This is a genomic window from Bacillus sp. JCM 19034 (assembly GCF_001310635.1).
In the GTDB taxonomy this organism is placed as follows: Bacteria; Bacillota; Bacilli; order Bacillales; family Bacillaceae_D; genus Halalkalibacter.
Genome location: NZ_BAXR01000012.1, coordinates 1 through 20,638 on the forward strand (window position 1 = coordinate 1; position 20,638 = coordinate 20,638).

The window sequence follows — 20,638 nt, forward strand, 5'->3', positions numbered from 1 at the left end:
TTCAGTCTCAGCCTGCTCTAACGCTGGTTCAACAAAGCCACCACGTTCGACATATTCATTTACTAAAATGTATTTTTCTTTCATAAGGGAATTAATAGATGCAAGCAATAACGCTTCCTCTGTACTATCTGCCATCACTTTAATCCGTTCTTCTACTTCAGTCACTTGGAAAAATTGTAAAAAGAAAGTCATACAAAATAACATTAATATTAAAAGGAAAATACTTAGCAACTTTTGGCGAATCGTCATTTTCTGTAACAATTGTAGCAATAGTCCCGTCAATCGGTTCATTTTTCTCCCCCTGCCCGAATAGTCAATTAGTCTCATATAATTAATAGAATAATAGACCTACTCAATCCCTTCCATTAATTCCTCTTTAAGATTTGTTATTTTTTTTGTAAAGGCTAATTCAAAAACATGTACGCTAGTAAAAACTAGCCAAGGCAATAAATATGGTACTGATCATCATAGTACGATGATCAGTACCCTATTTCTCTTTTGCTGATGTCGGGATTTCAGATTCCTTTACTAAAGTGGGCCTTTTCTAAAGTAGCAAAAGCGTTAGTAACAGCACTGCCAATATCAGTCGTTGTCCTAAAATTATTTTAAATTAAATAAGAGCCCCAACGAAACAAAGCTTTGTTTCGTTGGGGCTCTCTACTATCTATTCACTGAGTTTTATCCCAGCTTCCCACTTTTATGTTTTTCTATAATTTAATTAGTTCATCCACTTTCACGGCTTGCCCTGTCTGTAATGAAATATTTCCAGCTATTCCTGTTAGGATTGATTTTGCACCATCAATATGGGAGGCAGCACGATTAAATTCGTCTTCACTAGGTTCACCGAAAATATCTTGTAGCAATAAAGGATCTCCTCCTCCATGGCCACCTTCACCTTCAACTACTTCTACTTCATATGGTTGACCGAACATCGGTAAAACAGTAATCGATTTCTCTTCTACTGCTCCTTCATCAGACTTTTCGCCGCCTGAATTAACATAGGATTGCTCTCTAACCTTTACTTCAATTCGTCCTTTGCTGCCATTAAAGGAAATTATAAAGCCTTCCCATGGTAAGTACGCATTTAATGAGTACGTTAAAATAGCTTTGTTTTTATAGCGGACAAGAACCCCAAGTGTATCTTCAATGTTAATGCCATCCCCGAATACACTTTGATCACGCTGATAACCATCCTCTTTTTCAGCATCTAAATACATTGCTTTTAAATGTTCATTTTCATCTAAATGAATCGCAAATGGGTCATTCTTAGCATATTCGCTACCATAAGCACGTTGGTAAAAATGATTAACACCACGTGCTTCAGCATTTTCTTTCCCATAAAAGCGTAACCCACCGTTTGCATACACTGTATCTGGTTCTGTTCCTAACCAAAAGTTAACAAGGTCAAAATGGTGAGTCGATTTATGAACGAGTAATCCTCCACTATTTCGTTTATCACGATGCCATCTCCGGAAATAATCTGCTCCATGCTGCGTATCAAGTGCCCACTCAAAATTAACCGAATACACTTCACCGATCACACCATCACGAATAAGCTCTCGAATTTTTGTATTATGTGGAGCATAACGGTAATTAAATGTCACCCGCACCTCTTTTCCTGTACGATTAACCGCATCAATAATTTCTTGACACTTCTCCGCATCAACGGTCATCGGCTTTTCCGTTATTACATTACAGCCTAGCTCCAATGCTTGAATAATATACGTATGGTGTGTGCGATCAACAGTCGTAACAATCACAAAATCTGGTTTTTCTTCTTTTATCATCTTTTCAAAGTCGCTGTTCAAATATGTTCTTACTTCAGGATGATCATATTTTTCTACTAATAGTTTATTAGCATAATTCATTCGCGTTTGATTGATATCACAAAACGCCACCAATTCACCTGTCTCCTTGAAATCTCTTGCCAATGACCCATAGAAAAATTCTGCTCTTCCACCAGTTCCGATTAATACATACTTTTTCTTCATTCTATCCATCTCCTTCGTAAATGTAACAACGTTGTTAGGTTCTGTTAATTTTATTCATCATCAACACTATTAAACTTCTAACTGAACAAATCGATCTAGACTATTTTTAAGACCTTCATTAAGCATTTCTTCAAGGTAGTTTGTTACCATTTCCTCTAAATGAGGTATTCTCGTTAAATCTTCCCCCCACACGTCAGCAGCTTGTAAGAGCGTAGCAACAACAGTCGAAATCTCTCCTCCATTGTCATAGTCTTGCCATACTCGGCTAAATAAAATTAAAACATCTTCATTTTCTTTCATCTTATATTCCATACCTGCCCGTATTCCGATTAGCCCATCGTCCTCTCTACGGATCGGTTTATAAAAGAGAAACAAGGCAGCCATTGAGTAGACAATCGCTTGTGGCAAATCTCCCTTTTCTTGAACAAAACGCTTCACAGTTGGTAATAATCGTGCTTTAAATTTGTTTACAGCATTTAACCCAATATCTAATAAATGATGATCATTATAAGGGTTTAAAAAGCGTTCTTTTACACTAGCTATAAAGGCTTCAATATCTTGTTCATCTCCATTAACAACCTGTTTAATTTCATGAAATGCAGTTTCCACAAATTGACGTGTTGTCTTCGTTTCCATTACGTCTTGAACGGTTTTCAAACCGAATAAGTGCCTACGGAGAACATCATTGTATGTGGACCATTTAACAGCCTTACTTTAATCTCACGAAATGGTGTAATATCGCCCCATTTTACGTTTAAGTTCCCTTCAGTTAAAGGCAACGTACGTTGAACGGATTCATCACCATCAATTACAAACAAATGGTAAGGCTCTCCCACCGTCAACCCATTGTCTACATACGCTAACCGCTTATGATATTCTTCTATTGAATCATGCGGGAATCCTGTTACAATCCGATCAACTAACGTATTACAAAACGTATTAGCTTCCTCTATCCATTTCGTAAATGCTTCTGGCAAATGCCACTCTCTAGCATGTTTAACGACGTATTCTTTTAACCTAATTCCGTTTTCTTCGATCAATTCACAAGGTATAATAATAAGTCCAGGTGCTGAACTTTCTCCTAATTGTTGAAACCGTTCATATAAGAACATTGTCAATTTTGCCGGATAGGTGTCGGGAATATCCGCTTCCTTAGGACGGTCTTGCACTACATACGTAATACCAGCTTCCGTTGTATTCGAAACAATGATCTCAAGCTCCTTTGAACGTGCAAGCTCTAAAGCCTTAGACCATTGATTATAAGCTAGTGAACGTGACACGGAAGAAATCACTTCACTAGTGTCCACTTTCTCTCCTTGATCAATGCCACGAAGGACAACTGTATATAGGAAATCCTGATCTTCTAAAAAGGCATCAGGTCGGCCATTTGGTGACGACTGATAAATGACTACTTTACCGTTAAACAGCTGCTGTTTATTAAGTTGATGAATTTGCCAATCAACAAATGCTCGCAAGAAGTTCCCTTTCCCAAATTGAAGCACCTTCTCTGGCAATTCACCAAGATCAACATACTCAGCACGCTGTGAGCTTTGATCTTCCATTAGCTTTTTCGTTAACTTATTCATCGTATCACACCCTTTGCTCTATAGAATCACACCATCTTTAAAAATAGATATTTCTTTAAAGCCATATTTCTCATTGTTTGCTTTTACTTCTCCTGATGCGAGTTTAATTATATAGTTGAAAAATTCATCCGTTAACTCCTCTTTATCCTTTCCTTCAACTAGCTGCCCTGCATTAAAGTCAATCCATCTTTTTTTCTTTTCATATAGTGCTGTATTTGTCGATATTTTCACAGTTGGGACAGGACCACCAAACGGCGTTCCACGACCAGTTGTAAAGAGAACGATATGGGCACCCGATGCCGCTAAGGCAGTTACGGAGACAAGGTCATTTCCCGGGCCCTCAAGCAACGTTAAACCGGATTCTTTCATTCTCCCTCCGTAATCAAGAACATCAACGACCGGAGCAAACCCGCCTTTTTGTACATTACCTAACGACTTCTCCTCTAACGTTGTAATACCACCCTTCTTATTACCAGGTGATGGATTTTCGTAAACGTTTTGATCATGTTTTAGAAAATATTCCTTAAATCCATTAACCATATCGACTACTTTTTGAAATACTTGTTCATCCTTCGCTCTCTCCATTAAAATTTGCTCTGCACCAAACAACTCTGGTGTTTCCGTTAAAACCGTTGATCCACCATATGCTATTAAACGATCCGAAAATGCACCTAAAAGCGGATTACCTGTAATTCCGGAAAAGCCATCAGAGCCTCCGCATTTCAAGCCTACTTTTAATTTTGATATTGAAACAGGCTGACGTTTAAAGGACTTAGCATATGCGACAAGCTCTTCCATCGCCTCTAAACCTTCTTCAATTTCATCATCAACCTTTTGTACTTCAATAAATTGAACTCGGTTTTCATCATAGTCCCCAAGCACTTCTTTAAAGAAATCAATGTAGTTATTTTCACAGCCCAATCCCATAACTAATATTGCCGCAGCATTCGGATGATGAACTAAATTACTTAAAATTTTCTGTGTATGATGCAAATCATCACCCAATTGTGAACAGCCAAAAAGGTGCGGATAATGGTAAATGCCATCAATATTTTCTCCCCTATACAAATCATTGGCTGTCTTAGCAATCGTTTCACACGTTTTGTTAATACAACCGACCGTGTTTATCACCCAGATCTCATTACGAATTCCGATATCGCCATTTGCTCTAACGTACCCTTGAAATGTTCGATCTGTTTGCTTTTGGCCAAATTCAACCTTTTTCGGTTTATATTCATATGTGAGCGTCCCAGACAAATTTGTTTGAACATTATGTGTATGAACCCAATCGCCAACAGCAATATCTTCAGTCGCTTGACCGATTGGATAACCATACTTCACAACGTTCTCCCCTCGCTTTATCGGTCGAACAGCAATTTTATGCCCAGTTTCAACGGATTGTTTTAGCAAGATCTCTTCTTTACTGAAGGAAATACGAGCACCACTTGCGTAATTTTTCAAAGCGACAACAACGTTATCCTTCGTATGGACTTGCAAATAATCAGCAACAGCTGTCATGCGATATCCTCCTTATCTAAATACGCTTTATAATTGCTTTCCAAAAAATTGATTAGCATTATGGAAGCAAATATCTTCAACCATCCGCCCTAGTAATAGATAATCTTCTGGCACTTCACCTAATTCAACCCATTCCCCAAGAAGGTTGCAAAGAATCCGTCTGAAATATTCGTGACGTGTATAAGACAAAAAGCTTCTAGAATCCGTTAACATTCCGACAAATGTGCTTAATAATCCATGATTAGCAAGATCGGTCATCTGTCTGACCATTCCGACCTTTTGATCATTAAACCACCAACCTGAACCAAATTGCAGCTTCCCTCTTGCATCAGAGGATTGGAAATTCCCTATCGCTGTCGCAATCACTTCGTTATGAATAGGGTTCAAGTTATAAACAATCGTTTTCGGTAGCTGATCAGTTGAGTCTAATTCATTAAAGAATCCATTTAAGGAAGCCGCCATATTAAAGTCAAACATTGAGTCAAAGCCTGTATCAGGCCCCAGCTTTTTAAACATACGCTTATTATTATTACGGATCGCACCTAAATGAAGCTGCATCACCCAGCCTCTTTCGTGGTATTGCCTACCGAGAAAGACCATTGTATACGTTCGATATTTCTCTATTTCTTGATGTGATAACGCATTACCGCTCAAACGTTTTTCAAAGATTCCCTCAACCTCTTCTTTTGTAGCTAGTTCAAATGGTAGTGTTTGGATACCATGATCTGAAACGACACAACCTACTTCTGTGAACGCATCCATTCGTTTTTCTAAAGCCTGTAAGACGTCATCATATCGCCCAATCTGAATGTTCGCAGCGTTACCTAATTTCTCAATATAGCTCGCGAAGCCTTCCTGTTGAATTTCAATTGCTTTATCAGGACGAAACGTAGGTAATACAACAGTATCAACCTGATTGTTTGCAGCAATCTTCTTATGGTAAGTAAGATCATCTGTAGGATCATCTGTTGTACAAATACCTCGTACATTTGACTTCTTAATTATGCTTTGTGTCGTTAGTTCAGGCTGTTGCAGCTGACGATTCGTTTCTTCCCAAATCTGTGTACACGTTTGTTCATTTAATAATTCATCAATTCCAAAGTAACGCTTCAATTCAAGGTGGGTCCAATGATAAAGTGGGTTTCCTACTGTATAAGGTACTGTCTTTGCCCACTGCTGAAACTTCTCCTCATCCGAAGCCGAACCTGTCACGTATTGCTCATCAATTCCGAGCGTTCTCATCGCTCTCCATTTATAATGATCACCGTGTAGCCAAATTTCAGAAATCGTCGAAAATTGATGATTATCACTAATCTCCTGTGGACTTAAGTGACAATGAAAATCAAAAATAGGCATATCCGCTGCGTACTCGTGATACAGCTTTTTAGCTACCTTATTTTGCAGCATAAAATCATCATGAATAAATGGTTTCATTCGAGGTCCCCCTAAAATAATAACGTTGTTATTTTTAATCCTACATAATCCTTACATTGATAACCTATTACTTTATAAAACCATCATAATATGAATAAAGTAAATTGACAACGTTTTTCTTTTTAGAAATTCAATTGAATTTTTTATAGAGAATTGAAGTATCTTTAATTAATAGCAATGTGTTGAACCGTTGTACAAGGAATAGAAAAAGCGATTGATCCTACCTAAATCACTCAATTCCAGCATATATTCTTTATTAAAACTAAATTGACTACTTTTATTGCAAATCATTTTTAAACATTACGTAAATTATGTAAAAAAAGAGTAAATCTTGTTGCGATAGTCGGATCTTGTCGATATACTATCGTCGAATACTCATCCCAAAAGTATTCATTCGACAATATACTGAAAAGCACTTGGTACCCCATCCAAGTGCTTTTCTTTTTTATCATCACGTAATATGAATCCTTCTACTATTTCTTATATAATTTGATTCTTGCAAGTGGCAAGCGCTTAAGAGATAAACAAAAAATAAAAAAGAGAACAATCGAAAATAGTAATGCTACTAACGAAAAATTAATAAAAAACATGGTACAAAGTATAGCAAAAATGAAAAAGCTAATACTAGCAATCCAAACTTCTATTCTATAAATGCTTTTTCCATCTTCAATATACTCTTCTATCATCGTTTTAGTTAGATAGATCTCTTTTACTTCATCATAATAAAAATGTTTAGATATCACTCTACTTATCAAAATAGTTAACACTAATAAACATATATAGATAATGACAGATGTTGTATATGATATAGTAATATGAATATCTTGGATACTTCTGAGGATGGCGAGAGTAAAAAAGAAGCCGATCCAATATACCCATTGGTTACTTTTCTTATGAAAGGCTTTATAGGATTTTTCTTTATGTTCGTCAATAAGTATTGTGTAGCCTTGTTGATTATTTTTACTTTCTGAGTAAATCGGAATTATTTTCATTTCTATCACTCCATAGGTCATGCCACTCTACTTTTATATAATGCCTCAAAAGTTCGTTAGGATGTCACCACAAAACTATTTGGGTCTTGATTCAATCGTTCACTACTCTACACTAAACCTAAACGTTACGTCTTTTACCGTCTCATCAGCAATCAGTCTAAACCAGTACCTCCCCTCTACCGCCGGAATCTCTATGACACCACGAACATTATCATCGACTTCTTTTGACCATACCACATCATCATTTTCCTTGTTGTATAACTCAATGATGAAAGAGCCTTCCCCTACAAAAGCCTCATATCGTGATTGTACTACTAGATAGGGATCTGAAGAAGGAACGCCTATATAAAAGTCCGTATCAAATTCCCCTCGCAACATGCCTGCGGAAAGCTCGTATGCGTTATTATTTATTTGGCTCTAATTCAAATTAAGCACCAAATAACCACTTGAGCCGTAATAAACGGCATATAAAATGAACGCTATAGCAAAAATGATATTGAACAACACCAGCCCTATAAATCCACCTACGGATTTGCGATTAAAACGACTTTTCGACGCATGAACTAAGCCATTAAATAAGGTTTTAAAGAGTGCATGATTTACTCGAACGATTAGCGGAAACGAGATGCCCCAAACCACTAAGAAGTGCCAAGGCCACCCCACTATCATAAAAACAGATCCTATGAAAATATACGCCCAGTAAAAAAACTGTATATGAATATGTATAGTTTGTGCTCAATCAATGGCTTACCAAATAAAAACGTAAAAATTGCCATCATACCATCACTCTCCTATGATTAACTTATTCAATCGTTAAGAAGTACAGCTCACATACATTTCTTGTGAATGAACTGTACCTTTTAAAATACTAGTTTTCTTCAATCGCCTGATTCAATGCCCACGAACATTTTCTCGCCTGCCGTCTCCAAACCTTTGAAATACACCTCTTCAATGCGATCATGTTGGAAGAAAACATTGCTCTTATAAGAAATGTGCCCTTGAGGATACGGACAAGCTACATAATCATAGAGTTCCTCCCCCTCATCGACTTTCTTTTGTTTTCGTCCATAAATCATCACCGCATGCCCCAAAAAATCCACTCGTACTACTGTACCGATTGGGAGCAGTTCTTCACCTTTATCAATGACAATACTGTTGATTTCATTAGCCATAATGTATAGTACCTCCTAAGAATGATCTTTATTTTCCAGCTTTTTTAAAAATATCTCTTTTTTCTTCGGGTACACTTTTCGCATAAGGAAAAGTATCCATAGCTCAAAGAGGATAAGAGAACCTAATCCGAATACCGTAACAAACAGCATCAATGAAAGTGATATGTCTCCTGCTTCGATAAGCCACCCGGTCCATAGAATAAATAGCATCATAGATACCATAGCAACAGGAAAAGCTATGATAAAAGCAGCAAGTGCATTTTGCCACAACAGAGCTAAATAAATGGATCGTTTCCCCCATTTCTCCTCTTCCTTTATCTTCTTGTAAAAGAACGTTACCTCCGTTTTCCTATCTTTTAACGTCTCTATAAATATACGAACAATCTTCATAACAACACCAGACCTCCAGCTATTCGGTGAAACAAAAATGTGCGGGTTATTACTAATAGCCCCTCTAACTGTTTTGTCATATTTAATTTTTGAACACTACAACAATTAATCACTCATTTGGATTACACACTACAAAATAAGGATGAACAACCATTCGATTGCTCACCCTTTCCACCATTTATTCAATTACATCCATTGAGTAATTTGTAATATCCATAAAAACATTATCCATCGTTAATGATTCGTATAATTCTTCACCCTCTGATGTTAGGTCGAGAAAGAAAGGTAGGGCGTAATTCGGCTCAAGTACACCAAACTCCTCTTCGCTTAAATAAATTGGTGTATGATCGAAAACAAATTCTTCATCAATATTCCCTAAAGTTAATTCAAATGAAACGTTTGTGAGCGGTACATCTAAACGATTTATCGCTAAGAAGAATAAACTGCTTGCTCCGTCCGCAATGTATATATCTAATGGCACTACGCTAAAATCATTCGGAATACCCATTTCTGGCTCTGCTGTCACGAGTTGATTTATATCTGCATATAAAGGATGGTCTTCAATCGTTACACCAGTCTCTTGATCGACCTTATTTACATGTAATTGCAATGGTTCCATTTTTCCATCTAGCTCGACTTCAACCTCAGTCTTCACTTCCTCTTCTCCAATAAGCTCTTCCTCGCCTTCATTTTTGGAAGTATCTACGTCTTTCTCAACCTCTTCTTCCTCTTTTCCGACTACGTCTTCTTCCTCCATATTTGTATCAGACCCTTCGCCATCCTTGCTCACATCTTCAGATTGATTACACCCTACCAAGATCATTCCTATTAATAAAAGCATTATCAACCATTTACGTTTCATGATCATCTATAGCTCCTCTCTGATATCGTTATCGATCCCTACGCTCATTTCAATATACGTTTTATCCGAATGGGTTCTTTTATATTCCACAAATATAGGAGTTGCTTGCTCTAACCCATGATGATTCAATCGCTCTATTAACTCCCAATACTTCACTTGTGCTTGCTCATTTATATTCCCTTCAACACGTGTCATCAACATCGGGCTTACAGAAAAGTAGCTACGAAAACGCAAATAGTCTTCCGATTCTACGTTAAACTGATCTTCCTCTACCCCAAAAAATATTTCCGCTGTCATAATTTCCTCTGTTGGATCACTCATAATAGAGAAAAAACGGTCCCAGTTGAATGATAGTGATGTTTATCCAAGAACGCTTCGAAATCTTTAAAAGCAAGTTCAATTTCTTCCGGTACAAATTGATAATACTTCGATACAACATTTCGATAAGCAATTTTATGGTTATCTATCATATTTACTCGCCTCGCCCTTGTATCGGTACATATAAATCAATCATAAGATCGCCATACACTTCTAATAACACACAATAAAACGTCTCTTCTAACAAAATGCCTTGTTCATTCGCATACTCTCGAACTTTTTCATTAGCTGCATGAAAATCAACCTCTTCATTCGCTTGTCGCAATACTAGAGCATCCTCTATGCGAAATGTCGCTTCAAAACGAAAGTCAGGTTCATTCTCAAGCCGAACAGCTTCATTAATTGGCAAATAATATGTAAAATGTCCAAAAGATTCTTCACCTTCAGTAGGTGATACAGAAAAAAAGACAGGTCCTGTTTTATAAATCCCTTCTGTAAGCAATAGATCCTCCATCATAAAAAACCTTCCTGCCAATCCGTTCGTAGCTGTGTCTTTTCGTAAACTAATAAATTATCAAATTGAAGTGCACGTTTCTCGATTGTCATTTATACCACCCCTTCTATTCATCATTTAAAATAAGTCTTCTCGTCTTCCTTCGTTTCCTGTAGAGGTATTAACGTTAAATACTTACCATTTGATCTAAAATTAAAGCTTTTAAAGCGAAATTTACAATACAAAATGACGAGCTGTTCCGGAAGAATGAAAATCATTGTATAGAATATTAGCAACCCGATTGCAACAATAAACAAAACTTCATTATCCATAAAATCGATATTTCTCATCAAATATTGTACGCTAACCGCAACGCCTATACTTCCAGCCCCGATAGAAGCCATATTGATTCTTCCTTCGAACTTCCCTCGCAATTTATCACGCGAAGACCCTTTTCTATATTTCCCTTTCATCAGCAAAATGTAAAAACGTATACACGTTACGATAAACAAGATGCCCCCTAATGCTAACGTAATATAGATATACGACATGATATGTTCTATAATATAATCTTCTGGTAATTTTGCACCCATTGTTAACAAAGGCAAAATGTACATTGAAAAAGTTGCTAAGTTATGGGTCATGAAAATACTTAATATATACTGTGATTTTTGATGTTTTTTGTAAAAGTACGGAAATGAGTATACAATCGTTAATGCTACAATAATAACCGTTATCCAGAGATGAAATGCAACTAATATATCTGTAAAAGGTAATATAGAGTATTGGCCTATAAAAAAGCTTAAGAAAACCATCAGCGCTTGGCAAAATATACCGATAATCATAGCGCCACCTAAGGATACAGGTGCCTGCCTCCCCGATTCAAACGGTCCTCTGAGTACTAAAAAATCTTCCTCTTTAAGTTTTCCCAACAATTTAGATCACCTTTAAACATCGGTTTGATTATCCCGATATTTCCTTATCCAATGCATGTTACTGAATCCATCATTTTTTCTTTTCGTCTTCTTCCGTTTCCTGTAGGGGCATTAGTGTTAAATACTGGCCATTTGGTCTAAAATTAAAGCTTTTAAAGCGATATTTACAATACAAAATGACAAGCTGTTCCGGAAGAATGAAGATCATTGTATAAAATAGTAATAAACCAATTGCAACGATAAATAAATCTCCATACCCCATGAAATCAAAATTTCTCATCAAATATTGTACACTAACAGCAACACCTATACTTCCGGCTCCGATAGAAGTCATATTGATTTTCCCTTCGAACTTCCCTCGCAGTTTATCACGCGAAGACCCTTTTCTATATTTCCCTTTCATTAGCAACACATAAAAACGAATACATGTCACTATAAACAAGATCCCACCTATCCCCAATGTGATATAGATATACATCATGACATTTCTTGCATTAAAATCTTCAGGTAATGTTGCTCCTATTATGAGCAATGACAAAATGTACCATGAATATGTTATTAGATTATGGGTCATGAGAATACTTAATAAATATTGAGATTTCTGATATTTCCTGAAAAAGTATGGAAATGAATATAAGATTGTAAGTGCTACAATAATAAGTGTTACCCAAAGATGAATTGATACTAATTTATCTGTAAAAGGTAATATCGAATCCTCCCCTATATAATAACTTAAGAAAACCATTAACGCTTGACAAAAAGCACCGATAATCATAGCTCCACCCAAGGACACTGGTGCCTGCCTTCCTGATTCAAAAGGTCCTCTTAATACTAAAAAGTCCTTTTCTGATAATTTTCTAACCATAATAATTCCTCCAATTTAACGAAACCAACCTTTCACTCTATCCATTACTGACTTTCCAGACTTCCCTTTTCTGTTTAAAAGTGCATTAACCCCAATCCCTGCTACTATCCCAACTGCAGTTCCAACTCCCGGTATCGGTATTGCTACTGTTGCTGCAGCTATTATTCCAGCTTGTACGGCACCACCTACCGCCAAATCAACCGCAGTATCTTTCGCAACCCTTCCTGCTACGCTCCATCCTGACAATCCCTCTTCCTTCGCATCTACATAGTTTGTATAGGCACTTAAACCAGCACCAAACACTCCTGCGCCTTTTGCTATTTTGGATGCCGTATTGGTACTTTTCTTAAAAACGTCAGTAAATGAATCTAATGCTCCTTTAGCTGCGCCATCGAGACCAGCTTTTGCAATCTCTTTTGCGGCTCCAACTGGGGTTACCGTATTAGATCCTGCACCAAAATAACGTAATTCGGGATGCATATTTAATGCTTGTTGACCAGTATTCGTCCAGCCTGGTCTTCCTGGCCTTTGGTCAGCTGCTCTTAGTGGAGTTTGATTCGTTCTGGCTCTTGCTTGTTGTGACGCATTTAACGGTTTACCGTTTTTCGGTAAACGGTGATTCAAATCACGTCTTGCTCGGCCATCTGGCTTCACTCCTAGCTGCTCTAATGCATGTGCTGTCGCATTTATCCGATACCCAGTTCCAGTTGATGTTCTATGTTGAGATGTATTCAGTCCGCCATCTTTCCCTGCATTGTACATAGAAGCACTTGAAGTGGCCGTTCGTGATTGGCCTCCTACATCTGACCCTCTCTGTAACCAGAATTCATTTTCGGAAGCCCAATCTAACCCCTCTTTAAACCAGTTACTATTCTTTTGAACCGAACCTCTCTTTTCCTCAATCCTATTAATTAACGACTCTATCTCGACAATTATCGTGTTAATGTTGTTAATATCCTCTTTACCACTTCTAGCAAACTGACATAAGTTTCATCCAATTTCGTTGAACTTCGGTGGCGTCTTCTTGATGGTTGCTTACATTCGTTAAGCTTGGCGCTGTTGCATTTGTGATATCTGAGACACTTTGAATAATATCACTAATGGTTTTGGATACTTGTGATAACTGGTCGTAATCCTCATCCATTTTCGTTACTTGGTCTTCTAAATAATTGCTTTCAACTATAGCGGAATCGTCAGAATCAACATTCGCTTGAAAGTTATCGATATGGTTATCCGTAGTCGTTGATAAAGCTGTGAATAGATCTGCAAATGCTTGTAAAATGGCTTTGTGCAATTCATTAAAATACGCTTTTGCTTGGTCTGCCGTTTCACCTTGGAACGTATCCATTTGAATAATTTGATCAATACTTGCATTAATATCTTCTATACCATCTAATATGTTCATCGACTCATCATATTGCTTATCCGCAAATTGAGTAACCTCGGTTAGCTTTACTTTGTGACTCATCCTCATCTCCTCCTCCCTTAATATGGTAAAGGTTGTGGCCCTGTCGTTGAGTGGACATGTTGTTGTCTAGCTAACTGCTCGTCGTTTTCCCGCATAGCCTCACCTGTCTCTTTTAAAATATCGACGTCTACTTCGATTAATTGCTTATATTTTTTTAATAGTTGTAACGCCTCTGAAAATTTTTCTACATCATCTGTAAATGGCGAAATATTCGTTTGACTAAAGCTATTTACACTCATGTTTGTTTCCAATCCAGCTAATGAACTTTTTAAATTAGCCACATTGGCACGGAACACTTCAATGTTAATACTAACTTGTGATCCCATACGTTTCACCCCCCCTGTTTAGCACGTTCCCATCTAATTTGATTATCAATTGAATTTAATGTTTGCTGAAGATTAGTTATTTGTGATGATAGCGATTGTTCTCGTGCTTCAGCACGCCGAAGATCATCCTCCATTCGATCCTTTGCGTGATCGGCATTATTCATAAAGCTTGTAACAGTCGTTTGATATGATGAGTAACGGTTAGAGAACGTCGTTTCATTAGTCCCTCTCCATCTGCTTGAATGGATTGAGAGTCTGTCAATTTTCGACTTGGCCGATCTTACATCAGACAGAGCCGAATTCAAACTATTTAAAGCCGTTCGTAATCTCGTAACTTCATTGGACACAATTGAGCGCTGACCTCTTGTATGTTGGATTTGATTAGTTACTCGATTTCTTCTTGCTCGTAGTGTACTTAAATAACTCATTCGTTCAACCTCCTATTCAGAGATTTTTATTTTCATATTTTGATGATCCATCGCATAAAAGCACTCATACGGATTTGGATACTTTTCCTTCGCAATATAGGCTTGCTTAAATATATCTTGATCACTTAGCCTCATACTAATCAAACCAACAATAGATTGTGTACGAACGTACTTGGCAATCGGATCAAAGCTCATTCCTGTAAAGCTATAATCTCCAGCTAAAATAAAGTAGAGACCGAGCTTAGCCCCTTGTTCAAAGAACGTTGACATATCCTCAGAAGTGATCTCACTTCTTTGACAAAAATCTTCTAAATCAGATATAAGAATTAACCATTTAGGAGCACCCTCATACCCTTGATCAAGCCGGATTTTTATCTCACTTAATAAATCATTTCTCACTTTAAGCTGCTCATCTGTTTCGCAAATGTATGCGTTCATCTGTCCGCCTAACTCTGCTAACTCCTTATCACTCGAATCAATGAGCATAAGTTGATAATCACGAGAAAGTAAGGTCATGCTTTTCGCAATAGCACGATTCATTCTCCTTAAACCTTCTTTCCGGTCACTAACAACGACCAATTGCCCAAATTTCTGCGGATCAAAAGCTAAAGGCTGAACCTCCTCAAATTCCAAACCAAGAGGCAGCTGGTTCTGACTGACAAGCTCCTTCACTTTCTTACTTTGTTTAAATTGTTCAAAATCAAGAACCCCTTCAGGCATCATTGGAATCGGTTCTGGACGTTCTCCTTCCCAATGTTCATCCATCCGTTTGGCTGTCTCTTGAATGGAATCAATAATTTCTAACGCTTCTGTTCCTTCAGCAGGAAGCATCGCTTGGAATAAAGCAGGTTCTTCTAATTTCACTAGCCCTCGGCCAGGGATTTCCTCAATCTCTAAGTCTGTTCGACCGATAATCGAACGGGCTTCCGAGCTTTCAATAAGGAATAGCGGAATTTGTGTCTTAATGTTTGAAAGCAACGGAATTCGCATAGCCCCTTGTCGTCCAGCACTAATCGATAAATGAATACCGACACTTGAGCCTTCACGGGCAATTTGCGTAATGAGCCTCTCAAATTCTTCTGCGAAATCCGTATCTCTCACTGTATCGAAATTATCAATAACCAATAATATATTTGGTTCCACTTCTCCACTCGCCTTTTCATACATCGATAAATTGGCTACACCATATTGACTTAGGAGCTGCTTTCGTTCTTTCATGATTGTCGTTAACAGACGAATCAGCTTTCCGATCTTTTCGATTTCATCGACTAGGAATGTATCCGCAACATGAGGTAAATCCTTTAATGGCAGCAAGCCATTCGTTCCGAAATCAAGTAAATAAACGTGAAAATGTTCAGGATGATGCCCTCTTGCAAGATCCATCACAATTGTTTGTAGGAAAGTCGACTTTCCATATCCCGGACTCGCAAATACAGCGATATGACCATCCTTTGATAAGTCTAATGTTAATGGTTTCTGTGATTGAAGCTCAGGCTGATCAAGTAAACCAATTGTCACCCGTAATGGCTTCTTCTCTTCCTTCCAAGCTTCCTCAAATTCAATAGGGTGCAATGTTTTTGGTGTTAGCTGTTCAGGTAGCGGTGGTAACCATGGACGCGGCAATGGTGCAATATCCTCCGCTTTCGCATATTCATTAATATGATCAATTACGGCATCCAACTCAGTCGGTACCTTTTCAACTTGCTCTTTCTGACCTAAACCACTTAAATCTTCCGTTAAAATATCATACTGACCTAAATCATTTATTGCATAAATAGTCGTATCAACTAATTCATAGTCATCTTGGTCTGGAACGTAATCAGCACCGCTCCAAGCACTTTGGAACAATTCATAAATTTCGTTATTTCCCACTTGTAAATAGGCACGCCCTGGCAATGTAATTTCCGCTGCATCAGGGGTTTTTAATATTTCATTTGAATCACTTGCATTTTGCACTTTCAACGCAAGCTTAAATTTCGAGTTCGACCAAATTTGATCATCAACAACCCCACTCGGCTTTTGCGTCGCCAAAATTAGATGAATGCCAAGTGAACGTCCAATCCTTGCAGTAGAGACAAGCTCTTTCATAAAATCAGGCTGCTCTGATTTTAACTCAGCGAACTCATCAGAAATTAAAAATAAATGAGGCATTGGTTCTTCTACTTTTCCTTGCTTGTAAAGCTTCTGATATTGGTTAATATGATTGACATCATTTTCACCAAAAAGACGCTGCCTCTTTTGCAGCTCTGCTTTAATTGAAGCTAAGGCCCGCATTGATTGACTACGATCCAAGTTCGTAATCGTCCCAACTAAATGCGGTAGTTTCTTAAATAAATTCGCCATCCCTCCACCTTTATAGTCAATTAATAAAAAGGCAACCTCATATGGATGGAAGTTAACACTTAGGGATAAAATATAGGACTGTATAATTTCCGACTTACCTGACCCTGTCGTACCAGCAACAAGCCCGTGGGGACCATGTGCCTTTTCATGGAGGTTCAGCTGAACAATGTCATCTTTCCCACGTAATCCGAGTGGAACCGCTAAACTCTTGTATGTTTCATTTACCCGCCATCTAGTCGAAATGCTTAATTCCTCGACTCGTTCTACTCCATACATCTCAAGGAACGTCACACTTTCTGGAATCGAATTTTTTAAGCTTTGTAAATGATTGATCGGTGCGAGGGCACGAGACACTTCCTCCTTTTCAAAGGTTAATGGGAAGTGATCAGGAACAAAGGAGCGATTAACAAGCTCTCCTTCTTCTAAGATGATGTTGCCTGTCTTAGAATCTCTTATATCAATAACTGTCTTTACATGTTCAGGTAATGAGTGCATCACATCTTGAACGAACACGAGAGAAACACCTAGCTCACGTGGGTCCTCATTGAAAAACTCCATAATCGTATGATCTAGAATCAGCTTTTCGTCTGTAATGAGGACAACATAATGCGGAAAAAAGTACGTTTTTTCATTCGTTTTTCCTTTTTCATCAATTCACTTGCTTTCGTTCTTTCAATATTTGATACATGGAATACAGTACTTGATCTCGCGAACGCTCATGATAGACGAATCCTCTTACATTGACATCACGTATGCTTGCATGAGGAAGCCATCTCATCCAATTCCATTCCTCTTTTTCCTCTTCCGGGAATACCGTTATAAACTGAACATCATGATAGCTTTGAAATAGTGCGATTTGCATCACTAGCAACTGTAGCTGCTCTAAAACGAGGTGTCGTTGACCGATGTAACCAACAGGTCCCTTCATTAAAGATGCCACGACAGGTACGTTATGAAGATCTTCATGCTCATTCAAAAGTTCCCGTGCTTCATCAACTAATTCATCCTTTTCTTGAGTGAATTCTTCTTCATTGAAGTCAATCTCAAAGCTTCTCTCTGCCGTACCAAGCCCTGTACGATACTGAAGAAAATCATGATGAAACATCGTTTTCTCATAAATTCTTGCATCAACTCGTACTGCCATATCTCTAATTTGTTCAATATTTGGAAAGTGATATTGTAATGAGTGTCTTTGTTCCTCACTTATTCGATAAAGCTCTTTCGTTTTTCGGTGTAAATACTCTCTATAGCTCTCTAACCGTTCTTTCGTTTCTACCTTATATTGCTTAAGATTTTTAACATAATAAATGATTGCAATTAAAATGGTTGTGACCGTCATCGCAAGCATGACGACAATGTATATTCCTCGTGGCTGAAAGATCGTTAATAATACAAACGCCGCAATCATAACAAGTGGAGGGACAATCGTACGCCCTAGCTGCTCACTCGGTTTTGACGGTTTATATGGTGGTTTAGCAATCGTCTGTTTTTTTGTTGGTTCACGATAAATAACACGTGGAGAACGATGATAATCTGGATATTCCTCACTATAATACGTGTCACGTTCCACCAATTTCGCTAACTTGGAGGAGAGCTTCCCTTGATCACCAATAACCTCCATATCTTCAGCGTTTATCGTAATTATGAGCCCATCAACGTATATTTGATCCCCCGGTTCAATTGTTTGAACATGGTTCTTACATACATTATTATGATAAACATCACCATTATTAACTATTAATTGGAATAACTGATTTTCAGGCTGTCGTATGAGTGAAAAATCAGCCTTCGTTGATTGAAGCTGAATATCGTGATGTTCACTATTACCGTACGTCACAGTTGAAACACCAGCTAAATCATAAACAACGACTTCTTCCTCTTCTATAACAAGAAACTCAATTTCCGTAGATCCTACTGGTAAACGTACTCGTTGATAGGGCAACAGAGCTTCCCCATCAAGAACACAGGTTTCGCCATCCCAATTTAGGACAAATGATGTCGTTAAGCCCGTAAACGTTACCGTATCAGACCAATCGTCACTTACCGTAATTTCTTTTACTACACCTTCAGGTAAAAAGCATTTGTGTAGCTGCCTATCAAAAAGAATTAATAGTCTTGTTTGTGCCATGATTCTCTTCCTCTCTCAGTCAACCACGTTTGCGTGACTTACTAGATCACATTACGACGATTCTCTTCCTCTTATTCTTCGTCTTCATCTTCATCATCTTCATCCACTTCTGCTTCTTCATCTACTTCTTCATCTTGCTCTTGTTCGACGTCCTCTCCTTCTACTGTCTCTTCCTCTAGTGATTCCCCATCTGTAACCCCATCGTCCTCAACTTCCATGTAATCTTCCCGATAGCGATTCAATTCATCTTGCAATCTTCGTACTTCCTCATCACGCTCCGATCCACTTAATTGCGGGTCATTACGGACTTGTTCTAACTGCTTTATGAGTCCGTACATAATTAATTGTGGATCATCGATAAACATCGCCTTCTCAATTGACTCCTCAAAATTACCACGTCCATTTAAAATCCAATAGAGCAAATAATTCTCATCACTACGCAAGCTAACATTTCTCATTATCGCTTCTTTTTCTCGATTTGATAAACTCTCAACTTGGATATATGAATACGATAAAATATATTTTGTTCGATATGGCAATCGCTCAGGGTCTTCTCTGCGAAGCGTTGAAATAACCCCACTGTAATCAGAAGACAGGAATTCACCATGTGCCGTTAATAATTTATCCTGATAAGGATCTTTCACAAACATGTAATAAAACAACGGAACTGCCAAAACGATTGACAATGTGATCATAATAATCGATAGCTGCTTAAATAAGCGAAATCGTTTAATCGGTACGGTAGTCATTGTTTTTTCCACTTTTTGTTGTTCTTTGCGGTAGCACTTTTGAATATATGTAATTAATTCTTCTAAGCTATCTATCTCTTGAATATGCCTTTCAAACTCGGACTCTTTAACCTTTTTTAGCGAGCCATTGTACAAATCATCAAACGTATACTGCTTAGAAAATAAAGCGAGGATAAAACATTTATATTGTAGGAGAAATTCTTTTTCCTTACCCTCATAAGGTGGTAACAATTGACGAATCCCACGATACATGATTGATGGCATTAAATTGTCATCAAAAACGACATTATCAGGATGTAGAAAAACGTCGTCCTAGTTGATAAGTAAGGCTTTAGCTTTGCTAAATTCCAAAGCAACCGCAATTTCTCATTTCGTTTGAGATTCTTTATATCATTCCACTTCTTTTTTTCCTCTTTCACCTCAAACGTAAACCTAAAAAGATCCTCTTGCTCTTCTAACGAAACAGGCAAAAAGTATTCTGAAGGTGAAGTGATTAGTCCCATTTGTTGAATATCCTTTACCTTCGTTTGCGATTTTGCTAATTCTGTACTCCACTGTTCATCTTCTATTTGAAAATGAAGAGTGAGCGAATCCAACTGAATCTTTTTTTCCTTCATAACGTTTTACTCCTTCATCTTTT

Annotated in this window: 18 protein-coding genes and 3 pseudogenes; all 21 read right to left on the reverse strand. The window is 37.7% G+C overall.

Annotated features, from left to right (window positions below):
• Positions 1 to 291: hypothetical protein (locus tag JCM19034_RS14785; RefSeq protein ID WP_156324000.1), on the reverse strand; the 291-nt coding region annotated here is incomplete at its 3' end.
• Positions 292 to 707: 416 nt separating this feature from the next.
• Positions 708 to 1,991 (reverse strand): Gfo/Idh/MocA family protein, encoded by a 1,284-nt coding sequence (locus JCM19034_RS14790; RefSeq protein ID WP_062050929.1) that lies wholly within the window; start codon positions 1,989 to 1,991, stop codon positions 708 to 710.
• A 69-nt stretch (positions 1,992 to 2,060) separates the two neighbouring features.
• Positions 2,061 to 3,577, reverse strand: a pseudogene (locus tag JCM19034_RS25190) (tagaturonate reductase).
• 18 nt (positions 3,578 to 3,595) lie between these two features.
• Positions 3,596 to 5,095 carry a UxaA family hydrolase gene (locus JCM19034_RS14805; RefSeq protein WP_062050935.1) on the reverse strand — a complete coding sequence of 500 codons (1,500 nt, stop codon included), beginning with the start codon at positions 5,093 to 5,095 and terminating at the stop codon, positions 3,596 to 3,598.
• 27 nt (positions 5,096 to 5,122) lie between these two features.
• Positions 5,123 to 6,529 carry a glucuronate isomerase gene (gene uxaC / locus JCM19034_RS14810; protein WP_062050937.1) on the reverse strand — a complete coding sequence of 469 codons (1,407 nt, stop codon included), beginning with the start codon at positions 6,527 to 6,529 and terminating at the stop codon, positions 5,123 to 5,125.
• Between the two features lie 473 nt (positions 6,530 to 7,002).
• Positions 7,003 to 7,521, reverse strand: coding sequence for a hypothetical protein (locus JCM19034_RS14815; RefSeq protein WP_062050939.1), 519 nt, complete (start codon positions 7,519 to 7,521; stop codon positions 7,003 to 7,005).
• 102 nt (positions 7,522 to 7,623) lie between these two features.
• Positions 7,624 to 7,899, reverse strand: coding sequence for a hypothetical protein (locus tag JCM19034_RS14820; RefSeq protein WP_062050941.1), 276 nt, complete (start codon positions 7,897 to 7,899; stop codon positions 7,624 to 7,626).
• Positions 7,900 to 8,399: 500 nt separating this feature from the next.
• Positions 8,400 to 8,693, reverse strand: coding sequence for a DUF4176 domain-containing protein (locus JCM19034_RS14825; protein ID WP_062050944.1), 294 nt, complete (start codon positions 8,691 to 8,693; stop codon positions 8,400 to 8,402).
• Positions 8,694 to 8,708: 15 nt separating this feature from the next.
• A complete protein-coding gene (locus tag JCM19034_RS14830) occupies positions 8,709 to 9,083 on the reverse strand; it encodes a hypothetical protein (RefSeq protein ID WP_062050946.1) in 375 nt (124 codons plus the stop codon).
• A 178-nt stretch (positions 9,084 to 9,261) separates the two neighbouring features.
• Positions 9,262 to 9,951 (reverse strand): hypothetical protein, encoded by a 690-nt coding sequence (locus JCM19034_RS14835; protein WP_062050948.1) that lies wholly within the window; start codon positions 9,949 to 9,951, stop codon positions 9,262 to 9,264.
• Positions 9,952 to 10,266: a DUF5085 family protein gene (locus tag JCM19034_RS14840; RefSeq protein WP_231686975.1), complete on the reverse strand. Its 315-nt coding sequence runs from the start codon at positions 10,264 to 10,266 to the stop codon at positions 9,952 to 9,954.
• Positions 10,263 to 10,415 (reverse strand): hypothetical protein, encoded by a 153-nt coding sequence (locus tag JCM19034_RS23370; RefSeq protein WP_231686976.1) that lies wholly within the window; start codon positions 10,413 to 10,415, stop codon positions 10,263 to 10,265. The genes JCM19034_RS14840 and JCM19034_RS23370 overlap by 4 nt, the downstream gene beginning before the upstream one ends.
• A 2-nt stretch (positions 10,416 to 10,417) precedes the next feature.
• On the reverse strand, positions 10,418 to 10,780 hold the full coding sequence (locus JCM19034_RS14845; RefSeq protein WP_231686977.1) for a hypothetical protein: 363 nt from the start codon (positions 10,778 to 10,780) through the stop codon (positions 10,418 to 10,420).
• 110 nt (positions 10,781 to 10,890) lie between these two features.
• The gene (locus JCM19034_RS14850) at positions 10,891 to 11,688 is read right to left on the reverse strand and encodes a hypothetical protein (protein WP_062050950.1); all 798 of its coding nucleotides are present in this window, start codon (positions 11,686 to 11,688) and stop codon (positions 10,891 to 10,893) included.
• 73 nt (positions 11,689 to 11,761) lie between these two features.
• Positions 11,762 to 12,556, reverse strand: a complete 795-nt coding sequence (locus tag JCM19034_RS14855; protein ID WP_062050951.1) for a hypothetical protein — start codon at positions 12,554 to 12,556, stop codon at positions 11,762 to 11,764.
• A gap of 15 nt (positions 12,557 to 12,571) precedes the next feature.
• A complete protein-coding gene (locus tag JCM19034_RS14860; protein ID WP_062050953.1) occupies positions 12,572 to 13,318 on the reverse strand; it encodes a hypothetical protein in 747 nt (248 codons plus the stop codon).
• Between the two features lie 208 nt (positions 13,319 to 13,526).
• Entirely contained in the window at positions 13,527 to 14,024 is a 498-nt protein-coding gene (locus tag JCM19034_RS14865) for a T7SS effector LXG polymorphic toxin (protein WP_062050955.1), read from the reverse strand.
• Positions 14,025 to 14,041: 17 nt separating this feature from the next.
• Positions 14,042 to 14,350, reverse strand: coding sequence for a TIGR04197 family type VII secretion effector (locus JCM19034_RS14870; RefSeq protein WP_062050957.1), 309 nt, complete (start codon positions 14,348 to 14,350; stop codon positions 14,042 to 14,044).
• Positions 14,351 to 14,355: 5 nt separating this feature from the next.
• Positions 14,356 to 14,778, reverse strand: coding sequence for a DUF5082 family protein (locus JCM19034_RS14875; RefSeq protein WP_062050959.1), 423 nt, complete (start codon positions 14,776 to 14,778; stop codon positions 14,356 to 14,358).
• A gap of 12 nt (positions 14,779 to 14,790) precedes the next feature.
• Positions 14,791 to 19,249: pseudogene (gene essC / locus JCM19034_RS14880) on the reverse strand (type VII secretion protein EssC).
• A 71-nt stretch (positions 19,250 to 19,320) separates the two neighbouring features.
• A pseudogene (gene essB, locus JCM19034_RS14885) lies at positions 19,321 to 20,615 on the reverse strand (type VII secretion protein EssB).
• Positions 20,616 to 20,638 lie beyond the last annotated feature (23 nt).

Coding starts and splice junctions, on each gene's coding strand:
- JCM19034_RS14790 (WP_062050929.1), bottom strand. CDS start 1,991: ATGAAGAAAAAGTATGTATTAATCGGAACTGGTGGAAGAGCAGAATTT.
- JCM19034_RS14805 (WP_062050935.1), bottom strand. CDS start 5,095: ATGACAGCTGTTGCTGATTATTTGCAAGTCCATACGAAGGATAACGTT.
- uxaC (WP_062050937.1), bottom strand. CDS start 6,529: ATGAAACCATTTATTCATGATGATTTTATGCTGCAAAATAAGGTAGCT.
- JCM19034_RS14815 (WP_062050939.1), bottom strand. CDS start 7,521: ATGAAAATAATTCCGATTTACTCAGAAAGTAAAAATAATCAACAAGGC.
- JCM19034_RS14820 (WP_062050941.1), bottom strand. CDS start 7,899: ATGTTGCGAGGGGAATTTGATACGGACTTTTATATAGGCGTTCCTTCT.
- JCM19034_RS14825 (WP_062050944.1), bottom strand. CDS start 8,693: ATGGCTAATGAAATCAACAGTATTGTCATTGATAAAGGTGAAGAACTG.
- JCM19034_RS14830 (WP_062050946.1), bottom strand. CDS start 9,083: ATGAAGATTGTTCGTATATTTATAGAGACGTTAAAAGATAGGAAAACG.
- JCM19034_RS14835 (WP_062050948.1), bottom strand. CDS start 9,951: ATGATCATGAAACGTAAATGGTTGATAATGCTTTTATTAATAGGAATG.
- JCM19034_RS14840 (WP_231686975.1), bottom strand. CDS start 10,266: ATGAGTGATCCAACAGAGGAAATTATGACAGCGGAAATATTTTTTGGG.
- JCM19034_RS23370 (WP_231686976.1), bottom strand. CDS start 10,415: ATGATAGATAACCATAAAATTGCTTATCGAAATGTTGTATCGAAGTAT.
- JCM19034_RS14845 (WP_231686977.1), bottom strand. CDS start 10,780: ATGATGGAGGATCTATTGCTTACAGAAGGGATTTATAAAACAGGACCT.
- JCM19034_RS14855 (WP_062050951.1), bottom strand. CDS start 12,556: ATGGTTAGAAAATTATCAGAAAAGGACTTTTTAGTATTAAGAGGACCT.
- JCM19034_RS14860 (WP_062050953.1), bottom strand. CDS start 13,318: ATGTACAATGCAGGGAAAGATGGCGGACTGAATACATCTCAACATAGA.
- JCM19034_RS14865 (WP_062050955.1), bottom strand. CDS start 14,024: ATGAGTCACAAAGTAAAGCTAACCGAGGTTACTCAATTTGCGGATAAG.
- JCM19034_RS14870 (WP_062050957.1), bottom strand. CDS start 14,350: ATGGGATCACAAGTTAGTATTAACATTGAAGTGTTCCGTGCCAATGTG.
- JCM19034_RS14875 (WP_062050959.1), bottom strand. CDS start 14,778: ATGAGTTATTTAAGTACACTACGAGCAAGAAGAAATCGAGTAACTAAT.